Consider the following 17,366-nt stretch of genomic DNA (forward strand, 5'->3'; position numbering starts at 1 on the left):
GTAGCCCCCCATTTTATGCCTTTGCCGGGGGCTGTGCAGCGGGAGGGAGCCGACCTGCCGGTGCGGCAAGGCCCTACGGGGCGCACCGGCCTTGGCTGATGGGGGCCGAGGGGTGTGCCGGCGCAGGCTGGACGCCCATTCCCAAGGAGTCCTGCCGATGCCCTGGTATGCCCGATGCATGGCGGCCGTGCTGTTGCTGGCGTCCCTGCCTGCCTTCGCCCGCGGCCCGCACGTGGACCTGATCGATTATCCCCGGCCCGAGGCCAACTGGGAGCGTGCCTATGGGCTGAAGGCCGTCTTGGCCAGGGAGTTCGACCGGCTCTGTGCCGATACCTGGTGCGAAGGTGAGTACAGCAATTACCGGGTGATGGAGTTCCGCTGCGCGGTGCTGGCTCATCGCGGAACGGTGCAGCGATGCGCCTGGGTGGTGGTGGCCAGCGAGCTGGCGGTGCAGGCCGATACCGGTGTGGTGCAGGTGGACAATGGTCGCTGGGTCTGTCCGGTGGAGCTGGGGCCGGGGGTGCCTGTCGAAACTTTCCATGCTGCCTTGGAGGCGCCGGATGGTCTGACGGCGCCCTTGCCAGGCCTCGACCGTGGTCTGTTCGACGTGTTGCCTGATTGCATCCGCAGGCCGGGGAGGGTGGGGTGATGCGCTTCTTCCCGGCACGATGGCTGGCCTGCGCGCTGCTGATGGCAGCCAACGCCCAGGCGACCCCTCACTTTGTCGATGCTCGTGACTACCCCGATCCGGCAACCGGGCGCGAACGCTTCCTGGCGGCCGAACGCCTGTTGGTACGCGGCTTTGACGATATCTGTGGGGATACCTTCTGCGAAGGGCAGTATTACAACCTTCGAGCGATGCGCCTGCGCTGTTCGGTGCAACGGGCCACCGGCATTGTGGCCCGTTGTGTCTGGACGTTCGCCGGAAGCTACACCTGGGTCCAGCAGACCGGGCGGATCGATGTCGACCAGGGAAGCTATGCCTGCGCGCTGCCACTGGCGACGGGAACCCGTTTGGACGAGCTGCTGGCAGCGTGGGAGGGCGCCGGGCATGACGCTCTGCATGCCACCCTGCCCGGAACCGATACCCACGTTTACGAGGGGCTGACTGATTGCCTGTGATGACGTCGATAATGCCAGCAGTGTCATTCTTCCTGCGCGGGCGGTGACCGCACCGGCAACTCCCGGCAGCGTGCAGGCGTTATGCTTGTGCACGACCGTCAATGGAAGCGCGGAGGTTGGCATGACGACACGGACGTTACGGGTGTTGGCCTGGTGCAGCGTGTTCCTGGCTGCATGCGTGGCCGTTCTTTCGCTGGCACCGTTCACGGCGGCGATCATCTTCGCCTTGCCCTTGCTGGTGTTCGCTGCCTTCTGCATCTGGCGTGGTGCGTGGCTGCCCGGCGCCCTGTGCGCGTGGCTGGCCTCGCTCGCTTTCATTGGTAGCCCGCTCAGCCTCTTCGATGGCTGGGACGGGCCGATCTATGCCTGCTGGGTGATCATGGTGGTGCTGCTTGTCATCCGGTGGATGAGGCGGTCGGGGCCGTAGAGTCGAGCAGGCTCGACTCTACGGGTTTACGCAGGGCGTGGATCTACAACAGCGGCACCAGCAGCAGCGCCACGATGTTGATGATCTTGATCAGCGGATTGATCGCCGGGCCGGCGGTGTCCTTGTACGGGTCACCGACGGTATCGCCGGTCACCGCGGCCTTGTGCGCTTCGCTGCCCTTGCCACCGAAGTGGCCGTCCTCGATGTACTTCTTGGCGTTGTCCCACGCGCCGCCGCCGGTGGTCATCGAAATGGCCACGAACAGGCCGGTGACGATCGTACCGATCAGCAGGCCGCCCAGCGCGCGCGGCCCCAGCAGCAGGCCGACCACCACCGGTACCGCTACCGGCAGCAGCGAGGGCACGATCATTTCGCGGATCGCCGAGCGGGTCAGCATGTCCACCGCCTTGTCGTACTGCGGCTTGCCGGTGCCCTGCATGATGCCGGGGATCTCGCGGAACTGGCGGCGAACCTCTTCCACCACCGCACCGGCCGCGCGGCCGACTGCTTCCATCGCCATCGCACCGAACAGGTAGGGAATCAGGCCGCCGATCAGCAGGCCGATGATCACCGTGTGGTCGCTGAGATCGAAGCGGAACTCCTGCCCGGGATGCGCAGCCTGCAGGTTGTGCGTGTAGTCGGCGAACAGCACCAGCGCCGCCAGCGCCGCCGATCCGATCGCATAGCCCTTGGTCACCGCCTTGGTGGTGTTGCCCACCGCATCCAGCGGGTCGGTGATGTCGCGGATCTCGGAAGGCAGCTCGGCCATTTCGGCGATGCCGCCGGCGTTGTCGGTGATCGGGCCGTAGGCGTCGAGGGCGACGATCATGCCCGCCATCGACAGCATCGCGGTGGCGGCGATGGCGATGCCGTACAGGCCGCCCAGCGCGAACGCGCCCCAGATCGCCGCGCACACCGCCACCACCGGCAGCGCGGTGGACTTCATCGAGATGCCGAGACCGGCGATGATGTTGGTGCCGTGGCCGGTGGTCGAGGCCTGTGCCACGTGCTGCACCGGCGTGTACTGGGTGCCGGTGTAGTACTCGGTGATCCACACGATCAGGCCGGTCAGGACCAGCCCGATCAGCGCGCAGCCGTACAGTGCCATCGGCCCGTGCGCGTTGTCAGACATCAGCCCGGTGGTGATCGGGTAGAACGCGATGGCCGCCAGCACGCCGGAGACGATCACGCCCTTGTACAGCGCACCCATGATCGAGCCGCCTGGCTTCACCTTGACGAACAGCGCGCCGATGATCGAAGCGATGATCGACACCCCGCCCAGTACCAGCGGATACAACACCGCATTGGCGCCGGCTTCGGCCAGCATCAGGCTGCCCAGCAGCATGGTGGCGATGACGGTCACCGCGTAGGTCTCGAACAGGTCGGCGGCCATGCCGGCGCAGTCGCCGACGTTGTCACCGACGTTGTCGGCAATCACCGCCGGGTTGCGCGGGTCGTCCTCGGGAATACCGGCTTCGACCTTGCCGACCAGGTCGGCCCCCACGTCGGCGCCCTTGGTGAAGATGCCACCACCCAGGCGCGCGAAGATCGAGATCAGCGAGGAGCCGAAGGCCAGGCCGACCAGCGCATGCAGCGCCTGCTCCATCGGCAGGCCCAGGCGCAGCAACAGCGCGTAGTAGCCGGCCACGCCCAGCAGGCCCAGTCCGACCACCAGCATGCCGGTGATCGCGCCACCGCGGAAGGCGACGTCCATTGCGGCGCCGATGCCGTTGCGTGCAGCTTCTGCGGTGCGCACATTGGCGCGTACCGACACGTTCATGCCGATGTAGCCGGCGGCACCGGACAGTACTGCGCCCACCGCGAAGCCAATCGTGGTGTACCAGCTGAGGAAGATGCCGACCAGCACGAACAGCACCACGCCGGCGATGCCGATGGTCAGGTACTGGCGGTTGAGGTAGGCGCGCGCGCCTTCCTGGATCGCGGTGGCGATCGCGATCATGCGCTCATTGCCGGTGGGTTGGCGCAGGATCCAGCGCGCCGAGACGATTCCGAACAGGATCGCGAGAATGGCGCAGCCCAGCGCCAGTGACAGCCCGTGACGTTCCAGCATTAGACCCCTCCGCAGAATGGATGGACAAGCATCCAGTAGCGATGAACTTCACCACGAGGGGGACGACGGGCTGCAGCCTGGAACCAACCCGTACCGACCTTGGCGGTCGTCCGACGTATGGCGGTGTTCAGCATTCCCTGGTGCCCGCAGTATGCGTGCCGCCACTTGTAGAGTCGAGCCATGCTCGACTGGCCTCTACGACCCGCGCCTCATGGTCCTGTGGGCGCCCTCAGGACGGAAGGCATCGCCATGCGCGCGGGCCCTGCCGCCGGGGCATGGGCACGATTCGAGAGCCACAGGCCTTTGCACCCCGTTAAGCCAGTCTCTGCAAGCCTGCGCACAGTCCCGTAGGAGATCTCCCATGCGCCTGTCCCTGTTGATGCTTGCCGCCCTGGCCCCGGCCGTGCCGGCACTCGCCACGGAAACCCCGGAGCTGCAGCGCGCCGTGGGTGCACCCCAGGCGGTGGGCGCGGTGCATACCCTGCGCCAGATTCCCGAGGCCTGCGCACGGCTGGAGGGGGCGTTCACCGGCGATGCCGCCGCGCCGTACCGCTTCTCTGCCGTGCGTACCAGCGAGCAGTGCCAGCCGCGCGCGCGCTTCGTCGATTACGCCAAGGCACAGCCGAGCGTCGACAGGGGCTGGAAACTCAACGATGTGATCCGCGTGCCCAGTGCCGCGTGCCCGGCGCAGCAGGCGGTGGTGCGGGTGTGGCGCCTGCCGTCAAGCAACAAGGTCGAGCTGGATGGGCAGGGCCAGTCGCGCATCTATCTGGAGGAGGCGAAGAAGCAGGCGGCCGCCGGCAGGATTCCGCAGGTGACGATGTTCGCCGCGCAGTTGCAGATGGAAGGCAAGGCCTGCAATTGAGATTGCGCTGGTGGCGCCGCCATCCACGAGCGGTAGTGCCGGCCGCTGGCCGGCATCCGGTGATCAATCCGCCAGCTTCGCTCCCCGCGCCACCAGCAGCTCGCGCAGTGCCGTGCGATGGCAGTGCGCTTCGTCTTCGCAGTAGCAGCCCACGCTGATGTCGCTGTGCTGCGACATCGCGGCCAGCAGGTCCAGCGCGTGGGCGGCATCGGGCGCCTTCATCTCGGCCTTGTAGTGGCGGAAGAACGCATTCCAGTCGGCGGCGGTCCTGGCCTCATGCGCCTGCTTCACCAGCACCGCGCTGGGCGACAGGGTTGGAAACCAGACGTCGTACCAGTCCTGCCGCGCGAATTCGCTGCGCGGCACGCCGCGCGGCGGGCGCCGCACCGTGCCGATGCGCAGGCCCTCGTCGGGCGCGCGCGGCGTGCCGAGTCGAACAACACGCAGTGCCATGGCATTGCTCCACGAAAAGGGGACGGAGGGGATTAAGTCGTATCCGGCCCATTGGTGACGCCGATGGGTTGACGAAGGGGCGCATGCGACTTAATCCCCTCCGTCCCCTTTTTCGGTTCAGCCTTCGAAGGCCGGCAATTTCTTTTTTACCACCACATTCTTCAGCGTCACGTACTTGGGCAGGCCGTCGGCGCCGTACGGGAGCGGGGCCTCGCCCTTGATCAGCGGCGACAGGTAGGCGCGCGCCCTGGCGGAGATGCCGAATCCGTCCCGGCGGATGAAGCCGGCCGGCATCTTCTTTTCGTGGTTGGCGATCTTCGACAGCGGCGCCGCCTCGATCTTCCAGCGGTAGGGCGCATCGCTGCTGCGCACGATCACCGGCATCACGCCGTTCTGGCCCTTCAGTGCCAACTGCACCGCAGCCTTGCCGACCGCCTGCGCCTGCTCCCAGTCGGTCCTGCTGGCCAGGTGGCGGGCCGAGCGCTGCAGGTAGTCAGGCAACGCCCAGTGCACCTTCAGGCCCAGCTGGTCCTTGACGCGGCCGGCCAGGTGCGCGGCCACGCCGCCGAGTTGCGCGTGCCCGAACGAGTCCTTGCCGCCACCGGCGTCGGCGACGAAGCGGCCATCGGCGGTGGCGATACCCTCCGAGGCCACCACCACGCAGTAGCCGACGCGCTCGACCACGGCCTTGACCTTGGCCAGGAACGCGGCCTCGTCGTAGGCGCGCTCGGGCAGCAGGATGATGTGCGGCGCTTCGTCATCGCCGTTGCCGGCCAGGCCGGCGGCGGCAGCCAGCCAACCTGCGTGGCGGCCCATCGCCTCGTAGATGAAGACACGGGTGGAGGTCTCGGCCATTGCCGCCACATCCAGTGCCGCCTCGCGTACCGAGACGGCGGTGTACTTGGCCGCCGAGCCGAAGCCGGGGCAGGTGTCGGTCACCGCCAGGTCGTTGTCGATGGTCTTGGGCACGCCGATGCAGGTCAGGTCATAGCCGGACGCCTTGGCCAGCTGCGAGACCTTCAGTGCGGTATCGGCCGAGTCATTGCCACCGTTGTAGAGGAACCAGCGCACGCCGTGCGCGCGCAGCACCTCCAGCAGCCGGTCGTAGCGGGCACGGTCGGCGTCCAGCGATTTCAGCTTGACCCGGCACGAGCCGAAGGCGCCGCCCGGGGTATGGGCAAGGGCGCGGATCGCTGCGGCGCTCTCCTTGCTGGTGTCGATCAGCTCCTCGCGCAGTGCGCCAAGGATGCCGTTGCGGGCGGCCAGCACCTTGATGCCCTTGGCACGCGCCTGCTCGATCACGGCCGCCGCGGTGGCGTTGATGACCGCAGTGACACCGCCGGACTGGGCATAGAGGAGGGTACCGTTGCGCATGCTTCTACCTGCTGGGAGGAAAGGACATTGCAGGGACATTACCCGGATGCGGTAAAGTGGCGCTATTGCGGTGCAGCGATACCGGTCCGTCCGGGGCGCGAACCTTCTTTGTTTTCAACACGTTGGAGTCAGGTCGATGCGATTGGTTCTGTTGGGACCGCCCGGTTCGGGCAAGGGGACACAGGCGACGCGCCTGAAGGAAAAGCTGGGCATTGCCCATATTTCGACCGGTGACATGCTGCGCGCGGAAATCGCCGCGGGGACGGAGCTGGGCAAGCAGGCCAAGACGGTGATGGACGCCGGCAACCTGGTGTCGGACGACATCCTGCTGGGCATGCTGGAGTCGCGCCTGACCCAGGCTGATGTCGCCAAGGGCTTCATCCTCGACGGTTATCCGCGCAATGTGGCCCAGGCCAACGCGATGGACGGCCTGCTGGCGAAGATCGGCCAGCCGCTGGACGCCGTGGTGCAGCTGGACGTGCCCACCGAACTGCTGGTCGAGCGCATCGCCGGCCGCGCCAAGGAGCAGGGCCGCGCCGATGACACGCCCGAAGCGGTGCGCCAGCGCCTGCAGGTCTACAACGACCAGACCGCCCCGGTGGTCGACTTCTATGCCGGCCGTGGCACCCTGGCCCGCGTCGATGGCGTCGGCGAGTTGGACGAGATCGAAGCCCGCATCCTGGCGGTGATCAAGGCCTGATCCGGCCGGCGTGCCGTCGCTGCCTCGGCCGGAACAACACAGGCCTGGTCCGTGCGGACCAGGCCTGTGTCGTTTGATAGGCGCCAGCGGAGGGCTTGCTCAGGGCCCCCGCAGCATGAGCTCCCTTGGGGATGGCCTCTTGGGGAGTAGGACCGGTTCGGGTACTGCGGCTGGCAGGTTGAATTGTGTCCGGGTTCACAGAACATCGCTATCGGGAATTCCCCGACAGTTGATTGGAGTTTTCTCACATCCCGTGTAGGAGTTGTCTTACCCGGCAGCGGACATTGGCCCTATACAGCCGTCATCAGTCACAATCTTCGGTCATGAGCAGCGTACATATCCTTGCAATCGCCGGTACCTTCATGGGCGGCGTAGCCGCCCTGGCGCGTGAACTGGGCCATTCGGTCAGCGGCAGCGACCAGGCCATCTATCCGCCGATGTCGACCCAGCTCGAGCAGCTGGGCATCCGCCTGGACCAGGGCTACCGCGCCGACAGCGTACCGGCCGGTACCGACCAGGTCGTGATCGGCAACGCGCTTTCGCGCGGAAATCCGGCCGTGGAGGCTGTACTGGACGCCGGCCAGCGCTACATCTCCGGTGCGCAGTGGCTGTCCGAGCAGGTGCTTCCGGGCCGCGACACGCTGGCGGTGGCTGGTACCCATGGCAAGACCACCACCACCACCATCCTGACCTGGCTGCTGGAAAACGCCGGGCGCTCGCCGGGCTTCCTGATCGGGGGCGTCGCGGAGGATTTCGGCGTCTCCGCCCGCCTGGGCCAGGGGCGCGAATTCGTGGTCGAGGCCGATGAGTACGACACGGCCTTCTTCGACAAGCGCAGCAAGTTCGTGCACTACCGGCCTTTGGTGGCCATCCTCAACAACCTTGAGTACGACCACGCCGACATCTTCCCGGACGTGGCCGCGATCCAGCGCCAGTTCCACCATCTGGTGCGGACGGTGCCGGCCCGCGGTCGCCTGATCGTCAACGGCGAGGATCCGCACCTGGCCGAAGTCCTGGCGATGGGCTGCTGGACCCCGGTCGAGCGTTTCGGTTTCGATCCGGCGCTGGAATGGCATGCCGAACTGCTGGCGGCCGACGGCAGCGCGTTCCGCGTGCACCACCGTGGGCAGGCATTGGGCGATGTGCGGTGGCCGCTGCTGGGCCGCCACAACGTGCTCAATGGCCTGGCTGCGCTGGCCGCCGCGCATGCGGTAGGCGTGGCACCGGTCGAGGTGATCCCGGCACTGGCCCGCTTCCGCAGCGTCAAGCGTCGCATGGAAGTGATTGGCAGCCACGACGGCATTACCGTCTACGACGATTTCGCCCATCATCCGACCGCGATCGCCACTACGCTGGAGGGGCTGCGCGCCCGGGTTGGCGAGGCGCGCATCGTGGTTGCGATGGAACCGCGCAGCAATTCGATGCGGCTGGGCGCGCATGCGCAGGCCCTGGCTCCGTCGCTGGCGCAGGCCGACGAGGTGGTGTTCCTGCATCGGCCGGAACTGGCCTGGGACGCGGCGGCGGTGATCCACGCAGTGCGCGGCGAGGCACATGCCGTGCCCGATACCGATGCACTGCTGGCCCAGCTGCAGTCCAGCGTGCGCAGCGGCGACCACGTGGTGTTCATGTCCAACGGAGGTTTCGACGGCGCACCGCGCCGCTTCCTGGCCGCCCTTCAGTCCCGATGAGCGTTGGCTCGCTGCCATTGTTTCCGCTGCACACTACGCTGGTGCCGGGTGCCGCCGTGGGCCTGCGTGTGTTCGAGCGGCGCTACCTGGACCTGATCCGTGAGTGCGGGCATGGCGGTGAGGGCTTTGGCGTCTGCCTGATCCTCGACGGCCAGGAAGTGGGCGCTCCGGCAACGCCGGCTGCTTTTGGCGTGCAGGTACGCATCGAGGACTTCGATGTCGGCGCCGACGGCGTGCTGCAGCTGCGCCTGCGTGGTACCCGTCGCTTCCATGTCGAGCGCACCCGGGTGCGCGACAACGGCCTGGTGGTGGCGGATGTGCGCTGGTGCGATGAAGACCCCGACGATGAACTTCGGCCGCAGCATGCGCTGCTGGCCACCGTGCTGGGGCACATCATCGAACAGGCTGGCGAGGCCTACGCGCCGGCCAATCCGGCGCTGCTCGACCAGGCCAGCTGGGTCGGCTGGCGGCTGGCCGAACTGCTGCCGCTGAGCGACCAGCAACGGTTGCAGCTGCTGCAGATGGACGACCCGCACCAGCGCCTGCAGCAGTTGCTGGGCTGGATGCCGTAGCAGCCATCCACGCATGGCGTGGATCCGCTGTAGAGCCGAGCCTATGCTCGGCTTGATGGATCCGGCGAAGCGCAGCCGAGCATCGGCTCGGCTCTACAGTGGGTGATCGCGCACCGATACCCGTCAGGGTGTGGTGGTCTGCAACCGCAGCACTGGCAGCCCGGTTTCGCTGTGCACGTCCTCACGCTGCGGCAGGCCCTGCACGGCCCCCTTCAGCGCATTCAATGCCGGGTCGACCCCACGCAGCGGGTGCCACATGCCGATCCACTCGAAATGGCGCTGGTAGCGCAGGGTCTGCGCGCTGCCCAGCCACAGTGGCGTGTTGCCGGGTTGCAGCCGTGCCGGCGCCGGCCACAGGCGCAGCACGTAGCGCTCATCCGGCTGCGCGCCCTCGCGCACCATCAGCAGCGCTTCCACTCGTGTTTCCAGTGTTGCCGGCAGTACCGGCAGTTCGTCGGCGCCGGTATTCTTGTCGAGCATCAGCAGGGCCTGCTGCCAGCCGGCCTGCTCCTGCCGTTTCCAACCGTGCGCTTCCAGCTGCGCCTGCAGCGGCGCCAGCGGGCCAGCGACCTGCACGTCCAGCGGCCAGCGCTGGTCATCGTCGAACTCGTTGCGGCGCGCCGGCAGCTGTGACCAGTCGTTCTGCCACCACGCCTGCATCTCCATCGCCTGCGGTGGGGGCAGGTTGGGCTCGAAGCGCTCCAGCTTTACCGGGATGTTTCGCGGCGCATACCCCATCGCTGCCACTGCGAAGACACCATAGAACAGCCACGTCACCGGCTTCACCCAGAACGAGCGGTTGAAACGCCGGCGGTAGGCGATGCCCAGCACCAGCAGCCAGAACGTGCCGAACAGCATGCCGCCGATCACGTCGCTCAGCCAATGCGCGCCCAGGTACAGGCGCGCGAAGCCGATCAGGCTGACCACGATGCCGGAGACCAGGTACGGCCAGACACGGGTGCGGCCAGGCATCTCGCGCGCGATCAGCACCGCGAAGAAGCCGAAGGTGATGGTGGCCATGGTCACCGACACCGACGGGAAGCCGAAGCCGCTGCTTGCATCGAGCGGGCGCACCACATCCACGGTGGCCCCGAGCAGCAGCGTCAGCGCCAGTCCGAAGGCCAGTGCCGCCAGCCAGTGTGCAGCCGCCATCCAGCGCCGGCGCCAGATCAGGTAGCCCATCGCGGCAGCGGTGGCCGGCAACAACACCTGCCAGGCACCGAGCGAGGCCAGTGCCGCCATCGGGTAGTCCGCCAGCGGGTTGCGCAGCGCCAGCATGGCCTGGTGCACCAGCAGGTCGACCGCCAGCGGTTCGCCATGCGCGACCACCACGGTCAGCAGCGCGAACCAGCCCCAGCCGAGCAACAGCAGCATGAGTGCCAGCATCGCCAGCGGCACCGACTCGCGACGCCTGGGGTCCAGTACGCCCACCGTATAGCGGCCGAGCGTCGGATGCCGGTTGGACCAGTCCAGCAGGCGCGCGAGCCAGTTGTCCATGCGTGCGGCAGACCAGCGGTAACCGTACAGCACGATGGCCCAGACCAGGCCGAGGATCACTGCGAGCAGGCCGACCACCACGACCAGCCGCCCGGCCACTGCCGCGACCGCGTCATAGGCCTCGCCGAGGATCCAGCCCGGCGCCAGGAACAGCACGGCCCACGAAATGCTGGCGATGCCGCTGGCCTGCACGTAGCGGCCGGCCGGCATCTTCATCATGCCGGCGATGGCCGGCACGAATGGACGGATGGCGCCCACGTAGCGCGCGATCAGGATGCTCTTGAACGCATTGCGCCGGAACAGGTTTTCGCCACGATCGAGCAGTTGTGGATAGCGGCTGAACGGCCAGATGCCACGCAGGCGGTCACCCCAGCGGCGTCCGATCCAGTAACTGATGCCGTCGCCGGCGAAGGCGCCAAGTGCCGCGGCAGCCACCGCGTATGGCCCGGAAATCTGGCCCAGGCCGATGAACACGCCGACCGCGAACAGCAGTGGCAGGGCCGGCACGATGGCGCCGAGAATGATGACCGCATCGCAGAAGGCGATGAGGAAGATAACGGCGCCCGCCAGCACGGGGTGGGCGGCAATCCACGCGAGGGTGGCGTCGATCCATGAAGAGTCCATTGCCGGATTATAGGGGCGTGCAGGTGACTGGTTCCCCGCCGCTGGCTGGCCGTTCGCGACCTGCGGCATCGCCTAGAATGGCGCCATGCCGCATATGCCAGACGCTCCAGCGCACGCCCTGAAGGCCGACAGCTTTGGCCGCATCCTTCTCGTGGAAGGACCGGATGGCCTCTTCGTTCGCCGTGACCTGGGCGCCACGCCGCTGTGGCTGCGGCTACCGGCCTGGTGGCTGGCCCGCCGCGAAGCGCGCGCGCTGCAGCACATCCGCGGCATGGCGGATGTACCGGAACTGCTGGCCTGGGACGGCCGCCATCTGGACCGCAGCTTCATGGCAGGCGACGCCCTGTACCAGCGCCCACCACGGGGTGACCTCGCCTGGTTCCGCGCAGCGCGGCGCCTGCTGCAGCAGCTGCATCGCAGGGGTGTGGCTCACAACGACCTGGCCAAGGAAGCCAACTGGCTGGTGACCGAGGACGGCCGCCCGGCACTGATCGATTTCCAGCTTGCGGTGATCGGCAACCCGCGATCACGCTGGATGCGCCTGCTGGCCCGCGAGGATCTGCGCCACCTGCTCAAGCACAAGCGCATGTATTGCCGGGAATCGCTGACCCCCGTGGAGAAGCGCGTGCTCAAGCGCACCTCCTGGGTGCGCGAACTATGGTTCGCCACCGGCAAGCCGGTCTACCGCTTCGTGACCCGTCGCATCCTGCGTTGGGAGGACAACGAGGGGCAGGGGCCGAAGCCGTGAGTCCATCAGCGGTGGTGACCGCCGCGCCGAGTGCGGGCAGCGTCCTGCGACCGCACATGTAGCTGGTTGCGCCTGTACATCGATTGATCGTGCCGCACCTGCTGAGGAAGTAGGTGCAGTTGTACCAATAGATCCACGCCATGCGTGGATGCCCGGCGGAATCGCGTTGCAGAGCCGGGCTTGGCTCGGCTCTACAGAGGTCGGTGACCTTACGGCGTCGCCGGCACCACCTGCTGGCCAATGAAGTTGCGTTTGGCGTCGAAATCGTAGGCAATCTGCAGCTGGCCTACATCCGGGCAGGCGTGACAGTCGCGCAGTGGCGTGCGGTACAGCAGTCGGATGCCGCCGTTTTCCAGCGGCGACGCGCCGGCTGATTGCGCAGGCGCGAACGGCGTTGCCTGGGGGTGCGCCTTCAGCACGTCCTGTACGGCCGGGTCGGCCCGCAGGGTGTCGTCCAGCTGCACCGCGTCGACGTCGATGCGCTTGCCGCTGGCGTCGACCAGGCGGGTGCCTTCGTTGGTGTTCGCCCGGAACGGGTATTCGATCGTGGCGACGCCCAGGCCTTCGTTCTCATGCCAGGCGGTGACGTAGGCCAGTTCCCCCGCACTGGACAACTGCTCGGCCGCGGTGATCGCCTCGGCACTGGCCCCGCCGGCGCGCATGGCATCGCGCAGGCAGTCGCGGGTGGCTGCACTCTCGCCCTGGCGGCAGGCATTGAGGTCGCCATCCCAGACCACGGCCTCGCTCCAGCGCATCCTGCCGTCGGCGGCAGCCTTTTCCGCGCCCGGCGTATCGCCTGCGGCGGGCTCCTTGCCGGGTTCCGATGGTCGGTCCTGGCACGCGGTCAACAGGGCAAATCCCAGGACAGGCAGCAACAGGCGGGAACGGCGCATGGCGTGGGCCTCGTGTGTTGGCTGGAAACCCGAGTATCGTCAAGGCAGGGTGAACCCGGCGTCGGCGCGGCATACTAGTGGCTCATTGCATACGCTGGAGTGTGGAACGTGGGCAGTCTGCAGGGCAAAACGCTGTTCATCACCGGGGCCTCGCGTGGCATCGGCCTGGCCATCGCGCTGCGCGCCGCGCGTGATGGTGCCAACGTCGCCATCGCCGCCAAGTCGTCGGTGCCCAATCCGAAGTTGCCGGGCACCATCCATACCGCAGCCGAAGCGGTGAATGCGGCAGGTGGCCAGGGCCTGGCCCTGAAGTGCGATATCCGCGAGGAAGACCAGGTAAAGGCGGCGGTTGCGGCCACGGTCGATACGTTCGGTGGCATCGACATCCTGATCAACAACGCCAGCGCTATCTGGCTGCGCGGCACGCTGGATACGCCGATGAAGCGCTTCGACCTGATGCAGCAGGTCAATTCGCGTGGCAGCTTCCTGTGCGCGCAGGCCTGCCTGCCGTACCTGCTGCAGGCGCCGAACCCGCACATCCTCACACTGGCACCTCCGCCCAGCCTGGAGCCGAAGTGGTGGGGCGCTCATACCGGCTACACGCTGGCCAAGATGGGCATGAGTTTCGTCACCCTGGGGTTGGCAGCGGAGTTCGGCCCGCAGGGCGTAGCAGTCAATGCACTGTGGCCACGTACGGTGATCGCCACCGATGCGATCAACATGATTCCCGGCGTGGAGGCGGCTGGCTGCCGCACGCCGCAGATCATGGCGGACGCTGCACATGCGGTGCTGGTGCGCGACGCGGCGGGCTTCCACGGGCGGTTCCTGATCGACGATGAAGTGCTGGGGCAGGCCGGTGTCACCGATCTGTCCGCTTACGCGGTGGATCCGTCGCGCCCGCTGCTGCCTGACCTGTTCCTGGACTGAACGGGACCGGCAGCGCGGACCCAGGGCTGCCGCCTCCGGCGCACTACGCTAGAATGCACGGCTGTAATCGTTTCCAGCAAAGATGTGAGCACATGCCCCGTACCCTCTCCACTGCGGCACTGGCCGCCGCCCTGTCGTTGATCCTGGCCGCCTGTGGTGGCAAGGCACCCGCAACCGCAGGCAGTTCGGAAGGCACCGCCAGGCAGGAGGCCGGGGACGCGTCGACCGCCAATGCGCAGCAGCAGCTGACCGTCAAGCTCAATGCCTATATCGGCTGCTTCAATGCGGTCGATTCGGACGTGCAGGGCAGCATTCGTTCCTACACCGGCTGGGTCAAGGACCTGGATGCCGGCCCCACCGGGCGCGAAACGCGCGTGTATGCGCCGAGCGAGATCGGCGACTACGACCTGAAGCAGTGCGACGGGCCGATCACCGAGGCGATCGCAGCCAAGCCGGCCCTGCCCGGACTGGACGCGGCGGCGGGCCGGTATCTGCAGGCGCTGAAGGCGCTGGCACCGGTCAGCCATCAAGCGCATGACTACTACGAGCGCCAGGATTACGAAGACGATCAGTTCGCCAAGGGCAAGCAGCTGCACGCGCCGTTGATGGCTGCGTTCAAGGACTTCGCCGGTGCCAGCGAGGCTTTCAGCGCCGAGCTTGAGCGCCAGAACGATGCGGCCCAGCGTGAGCAGCTGAAGATCCTGGAGCAGGCGGAGGGGCGCACCCGTGAGTACTACCGGCTGGCGATGATGCTGGAGGCCAAGGCGATCATGGACCTGATGAGCAAGGACGACTTCGATGTGGCCCAGGCCCGCGAGCGCCTGGACGCCTTCAACCGTATTTCCGACGAAGCCCACGCCAAAGTGGCTGACCAGGAGCCGGGCAAGCTGGACTGGAACAGCTTCGAGCGCGAGGCCGAGCGGTTCCGCCGCGAAGGCAAGGAACGCCTGCAGCGGGTGAGCGAAAAGACCCCATACACGGATTTCGAACGACGCATGCTGGACTCGCCGTCGATGGGCCCGCGTGGTTCGGCTGCGCGCCTTCTGGACGTCTACAACACCCTGGTTTTCCAGAGCAACCGCCAGTAGTCGAGGCGTTGCCTGCATCGGCCAGGCTGCAGTCGAACCGCTTGGCTGCGACGGGGTGCAGCTGATCCGGAAGTGCCCGTGCAACCGACGGGGAGCAGGCCCGGCGTGGCGCCTCAGTGGTTGAATGCATCCGGTAGTCCACCGCCGCACCTGCGGCAGTGGCGGGCGTCTGGCTCATGGCCTTCCAGCCCGCAGTTCGGGCAGCCGCGGGCATCACGGCGCGCGGCCAGCTCGGCTTCGCGCATGGTGCTGGCCAGCTCGGCGGTATAGATGCCGGTGGGCACGGCGATGATGCTGTAGCCGATCAGGATCAGCACCGAGGTCACGAAGCGGCCGAGCACGGTCTGCGGCACGATATCGCCGAAGCCGACCGTGGCCATGGTCACCACTGCCCAGTACATGCTGGCCGGGATGTTGGTGAAGCCGTGCTCGGGGCCTTCGATCACGTACATCAGCGCGCCGGCGATGATGGTGATGGTGATCACCGTGAACAGGAAGACCAGCACCTTGCGCCGGCTGCGCCACAGCGATGTCATCAGGACACCGCTTTCTTCGATGTAGCGGGTCAGCTTGAGGATGCGGAACACCCGCAGGATGCGCAGCGCACGCACCACCAGCAGGCTCTGGGCGCCGGGGATGAACATCGACAGGTAAGCCGGCAGGATCGACAGCAGGTCGATGATGCCCCAGACGCTCACCGCGTAGCGCAGCGGGCGCCTGACCACCGCCAGCCGCAGCAGGTATTCGGCGGTGAAGAGAATGGTGAAACCCCATTCGACCACGTACAACCAGGAAGACCACTCGGCATGCAGGCGCTGCACGCTGTCGATCATCACCACCAGGATGCTGGCGATGATCGCCACCACCAGGATCAGGTCGAAGTTGCGCGAGGGCCGGGTGTCATGGCGGTAGATGATGTCGAACCACGTACGACGCCAGCCGGTGTCGGTGGCGGGGTTGAGCTGGGGGGCGGAAAACGGTCGCATGGGCGCATTGTGCCGCAGGGGTTCCGGCGCGAGAATGGGGATTCCTGAATCCTGCCGACCGCCATGACCGCCGCTACCGATCCGCTGATCTCCCTTTCGAACTATTACCTGCCGGTCTACAAGCCCCGCCAGGTGGTACTGGAGCGGGGCCAGGGTGCCCGCGTATGGGACAGCCAGGGCCGCGAGTTCATCGACCTGGCCGCCGGCATCGCCGTGTGCGGCCTGGGCCACAACGACCCGGACCTGGTGGCCGCGCTGGTCGAGCAGGCCGGCAAGCTCTGGCACACCAGCAACGTGTTCTACAGCGCGCCGCCGCTGCACCTGGCCGAGGAGCTGGTGAAGGCCAGTCGCTTCGCCGAGCGCGTGTTCCTGTGCAATTCCGGTGCCGAAGCCAACGAAGTGGCGATCAAGATGGTCCGCAAGTGGGCTTCCAGCCAGGGTCGGCCGGCCGACAAGCGGGTGATCATCACCTTCCGTGGCAGCTTCCACGGCCGCACCCTGGGCGCGGTGACCGCCACCGCCCAGCCGAAGTACCAGGAAGGCTATGAGCCGCTGCCCGGTGGCTTCCGCTACATCGATTTCAACGATGAGGTGCAGCTGGAAACCGCGATGGCCGCCGGTGACGTGGCGGCGGTGATGCTGGAGCCGATCCAGGGCGAGGGCGGCGTGATGCCGGCCAAGTCCGGTTTCCTCAAGCGCGTGCGCGAACTGTGCGACCAGCACAATGCGCTGCTGGTGCTGGACGAGATCCAGGCTGGCATGGGCCGCACCGGTACGCTGTTCGCGCACTGGCAGGATGACGTGGTGCCGGACATGGTGACCCTGGCCAAGGCACTCGGCGGTGGCTTCCCGATCGGTGCGATGCTGGCCGGCCCGAAGGTGGCCGAGACCATGCAGTTCGGCGCGCACGGCACCACCTTCGGTGGCAATCCGCTGGCCGCCGCGGTTGCCCGCGTGGCGCTGCGCAAGCTGGCCTCGGCAGAGATCGCCGCCAATGTCAGCCGCCAGTCGAAGGCGCTGCGCGATGGCTTCACCCGCATCAACGACGAGTTCGGCGTGTTCAGTGAGGTGCGGGGCCGTGGCCTGATGCTGGGGGCGGTACTAAGCAAGGATTTCGCCGGCCAGGCCGGTGTGATTCTCGACCACGCTGCCGAGCAGGGCCTGCTGACCCTGCAGGCCGGCCCGGACGTGCTGCGCTTCGTGCCGTCCCTGAACATCACCGACGAAGAAGTGGCCGAAGGCCTGAAGCGCCTGCGCGCAGCGATTGCTGCGTTCATCGCAGCGCGCTGACGCCGCAGCGACATCTGTAGAGCCGAGCCCATGCTCGGCTG

Annotated in this window: 17 protein-coding genes; 11 read left to right on the plus strand and 6 right to left on the minus strand. The window is 67.2% G+C overall.

All coding sequences use genetic code 11. The features are described 5' to 3' along the window. Window positions 1-157 precede the first annotated feature (157 nt). The 3 genes from A9K58_RS16675 (at window position 158) to A9K58_RS16685 (ending at window position 1,549) form a co-directional block, all read left to right on the plus strand. Complete coding sequence (locus A9K58_RS16675; RefSeq protein WP_065200402.1) at window positions 158-649, plus strand: hypothetical protein; 492 nt, start codon at window positions 158-160, stop codon at window positions 647-649. Further along, window positions 649-1,122: a hypothetical protein gene (locus tag A9K58_RS16680; protein WP_065200403.1), complete on the plus strand. Its 474-nt coding sequence runs from the start codon at window positions 649-651 to the stop codon at window positions 1,120-1,122. The genes A9K58_RS16675 and A9K58_RS16680 overlap by 1 nt, the downstream gene beginning before the upstream one ends. 85 nt (window positions 1,123-1,207) lie before the next feature. Then, window positions 1,208-1,549 (plus strand): hypothetical protein, encoded by a 342-nt coding sequence (locus A9K58_RS16685; protein ID WP_231109338.1) that lies wholly within the window; start codon window positions 1,208-1,210, stop codon window positions 1,547-1,549. A gap of 43 nt (window positions 1,550-1,592) precedes the next feature. On the opposite strand, the gene A9K58_RS16690 is transcribed toward A9K58_RS16685, so the two are convergent. Next, window positions 1,593-3,620 (minus strand): sodium-translocating pyrophosphatase, encoded by a 2,028-nt coding sequence (locus A9K58_RS16690; protein ID WP_065200405.1) that lies wholly within the window; start codon window positions 3,618-3,620, stop codon window positions 1,593-1,595. 361 nt (window positions 3,621-3,981) lie between these two features. Here A9K58_RS16690 and A9K58_RS16695 point away from each other — a divergent pair, with 361 nt between their 5' ends. Then, complete coding sequence (locus A9K58_RS16695) at window positions 3,982-4,485, plus strand: hypothetical protein (protein WP_065200406.1); 504 nt, start codon at window positions 3,982-3,984, stop codon at window positions 4,483-4,485. 63 nt (window positions 4,486-4,548) lie between these two features. Here the strand turns inward: A9K58_RS16695 and A9K58_RS16700 are convergent, their stop codons facing one another. Both A9K58_RS16700 and A9K58_RS16705 read right to left on the minus strand, forming a co-directional pair. Then, window positions 4,549-4,938, minus strand: a complete 390-nt coding sequence (locus tag A9K58_RS16700; protein ID WP_065200407.1) for a DUF488 domain-containing protein — start codon at window positions 4,936-4,938, stop codon at window positions 4,549-4,551. 117 nt (window positions 4,939-5,055) lie between these two features. After that, window positions 5,056-6,312, minus strand: coding sequence for a 6-phosphofructokinase (locus A9K58_RS16705; RefSeq protein ID WP_065200408.1), 1,257 nt, complete (start codon window positions 6,310-6,312; stop codon window positions 5,056-5,058). Window positions 6,313-6,448: 136 nt separating this feature from the next. Here A9K58_RS16705 and A9K58_RS16710 point away from each other — a divergent pair, with 136 nt between their 5' ends. The 3 genes from A9K58_RS16710 to A9K58_RS16720 all read left to right on the plus strand — a co-directional run bounded on the left by A9K58_RS16710 (window position 6,449) and on the right by A9K58_RS16720 (window position 9,272). Next, entirely contained in the window at window positions 6,449-7,012 is a 564-nt protein-coding gene (locus A9K58_RS16710) for an adenylate kinase (RefSeq protein ID WP_065200409.1), read from the plus strand. Window positions 7,013-7,335: 323 nt separating this feature from the next. Continuing rightward, on the plus strand, window positions 7,336-8,700 hold the full coding sequence (mpl, locus tag A9K58_RS16715; protein ID WP_065200410.1) for a UDP-N-acetylmuramate:L-alanyl-gamma-D-glutamyl-meso-diaminopimelate ligase: 1,365 nt from the start codon (window positions 7,336-7,338) through the stop codon (window positions 8,698-8,700). Continuing rightward, window positions 8,697-9,272, plus strand: coding sequence for an LON peptidase substrate-binding domain-containing protein (locus A9K58_RS16720; RefSeq protein ID WP_065200411.1), 576 nt, complete (start codon window positions 8,697-8,699; stop codon window positions 9,270-9,272). Before mpl ends, A9K58_RS16720 begins: the two co-directional genes overlap by 4 nt. Window positions 9,273-9,395: 123 nt before the next feature. Here A9K58_RS16720 and A9K58_RS16725 read toward each other — a convergent pair whose 3' ends face one another. Continuing rightward, the gene (locus A9K58_RS16725) at window positions 9,396-11,393 is read right to left on the minus strand and encodes a bifunctional DedA family/phosphatase PAP2 family protein (protein WP_065200412.1); all 1,998 of its coding nucleotides are present in this window, start codon (window positions 11,391-11,393) and stop codon (window positions 9,396-9,398) included. A gap of 85 nt (window positions 11,394-11,478) precedes the next feature. Here A9K58_RS16725 and A9K58_RS16730 point away from each other — a divergent pair, with 85 nt between their 5' ends. Then, window positions 11,479-12,141 (plus strand): serine/threonine-protein kinase, encoded by a 663-nt coding sequence (locus A9K58_RS16730; RefSeq protein ID WP_065200413.1) that lies wholly within the window; start codon window positions 11,479-11,481, stop codon window positions 12,139-12,141. A 209-nt stretch (window positions 12,142-12,350) separates the two neighbouring features. Here the strand turns inward: A9K58_RS16730 and A9K58_RS16735 are convergent, their stop codons facing one another. Next, window positions 12,351-13,034, minus strand: coding sequence for a hypothetical protein (locus tag A9K58_RS16735; protein ID WP_065200414.1), 684 nt, complete (start codon window positions 13,032-13,034; stop codon window positions 12,351-12,353). A gap of 108 nt (window positions 13,035-13,142) precedes the next feature. Between A9K58_RS16735 and A9K58_RS16740 the strand changes: the two genes are divergently transcribed. After that, window positions 13,143-13,961: an SDR family oxidoreductase gene (locus tag A9K58_RS16740; RefSeq protein ID WP_065200415.1), complete on the plus strand. Its 819-nt coding sequence runs from the start codon at window positions 13,143-13,145 to the stop codon at window positions 13,959-13,961. Between the two features lie 92 nt (window positions 13,962-14,053). Then, a complete protein-coding gene (locus A9K58_RS16745; protein ID WP_065200416.1) occupies window positions 14,054-15,049 on the plus strand; it encodes a YiiG family protein in 996 nt (331 codons plus the stop codon). 113 nt (window positions 15,050-15,162) lie between these two features. Here A9K58_RS16745 and A9K58_RS16750 read toward each other — a convergent pair whose 3' ends face one another. Next, window positions 15,163-16,035, minus strand: a complete 873-nt coding sequence (locus A9K58_RS16750) for an ion transporter (RefSeq protein WP_065200417.1) — start codon at window positions 16,033-16,035, stop codon at window positions 15,163-15,165. A gap of 63 nt (window positions 16,036-16,098) precedes the next feature. On the opposite strand from A9K58_RS16750, the gene A9K58_RS16755 reads away from it, so the two are divergent. Further along, window positions 16,099-17,325 (plus strand): acetylornithine transaminase, encoded by a 1,227-nt coding sequence (locus A9K58_RS16755; RefSeq protein WP_065200418.1) that lies wholly within the window; start codon window positions 16,099-16,101, stop codon window positions 17,323-17,325. Window positions 17,326-17,366: the final 41 nt, after the last annotated feature.

This window comes from Stenotrophomonas maltophilia (assembly GCF_001676385.1).
Lineage (GTDB): Bacteria > Pseudomonadota > Gammaproteobacteria > Xanthomonadales > Xanthomonadaceae > Stenotrophomonas > Stenotrophomonas maltophilia_J.

Bases quoted from the DNA above. Each gene is read 5' to 3' on its own strand.
- mpl (WP_065200410.1), top strand. From the start codon at position 7,336: ATGAGCAGCGTACATATCCTTGCAATCGCCGGTACCTTCATGGGCGGC.
- A9K58_RS16690 (WP_065200405.1), bottom strand. From the start codon at position 3,620: ATGCTGGAACGTCACGGGCTGTCACTGGCGCTGGGCTGCGCCATTCTC.
- A9K58_RS16745 (WP_065200416.1), top strand. From the start codon at position 14,054: ATGCCCCGTACCCTCTCCACTGCGGCACTGGCCGCCGCCCTGTCGTTG.
- A9K58_RS16675 (WP_065200402.1), top strand. From the start codon at position 158: ATGCCCTGGTATGCCCGATGCATGGCGGCCGTGCTGTTGCTGGCGTCC.
- A9K58_RS16725 (WP_065200412.1), bottom strand. From the start codon at position 11,393: ATGGACTCTTCATGGATCGACGCCACCCTCGCGTGGATTGCCGCCCAC.
- A9K58_RS16710 (WP_065200409.1), top strand. From the start codon at position 6,449: ATGCGATTGGTTCTGTTGGGACCGCCCGGTTCGGGCAAGGGGACACAG.
- A9K58_RS16700 (WP_065200407.1), bottom strand. From the start codon at position 4,938: ATGGCACTGCGTGTTGTTCGACTCGGCACGCCGCGCGCGCCCGACGAG.
- A9K58_RS16735 (WP_065200414.1), bottom strand. From the start codon at position 13,034: ATGCGCCGTTCCCGCCTGTTGCTGCCTGTCCTGGGATTTGCCCTGTTG.
- A9K58_RS16695 (WP_065200406.1), top strand. From the start codon at position 3,982: ATGCGCCTGTCCCTGTTGATGCTTGCCGCCCTGGCCCCGGCCGTGCCG.
- A9K58_RS16705 (WP_065200408.1), bottom strand. From the start codon at position 6,312: ATGCGCAACGGTACCCTCCTCTATGCCCAGTCCGGCGGTGTCACTGCG.
- A9K58_RS16680 (WP_065200403.1), top strand. From the start codon at position 649: ATGCGCTTCTTCCCGGCACGATGGCTGGCCTGCGCGCTGCTGATGGCA.
- A9K58_RS16750 (WP_065200417.1), bottom strand. From the start codon at position 16,035: ATGCGACCGTTTTCCGCCCCCCAGCTCAACCCCGCCACCGACACCGGC.
- A9K58_RS16755 (WP_065200418.1), top strand. From the start codon at position 16,099: ATGACCGCCGCTACCGATCCGCTGATCTCCCTTTCGAACTATTACCTG.
- A9K58_RS16720 (WP_065200411.1), top strand. From the start codon at position 8,697: ATGAGCGTTGGCTCGCTGCCATTGTTTCCGCTGCACACTACGCTGGTG.
- A9K58_RS16730 (WP_065200413.1), top strand. From the start codon at position 11,479: ATGCCGCATATGCCAGACGCTCCAGCGCACGCCCTGAAGGCCGACAGC.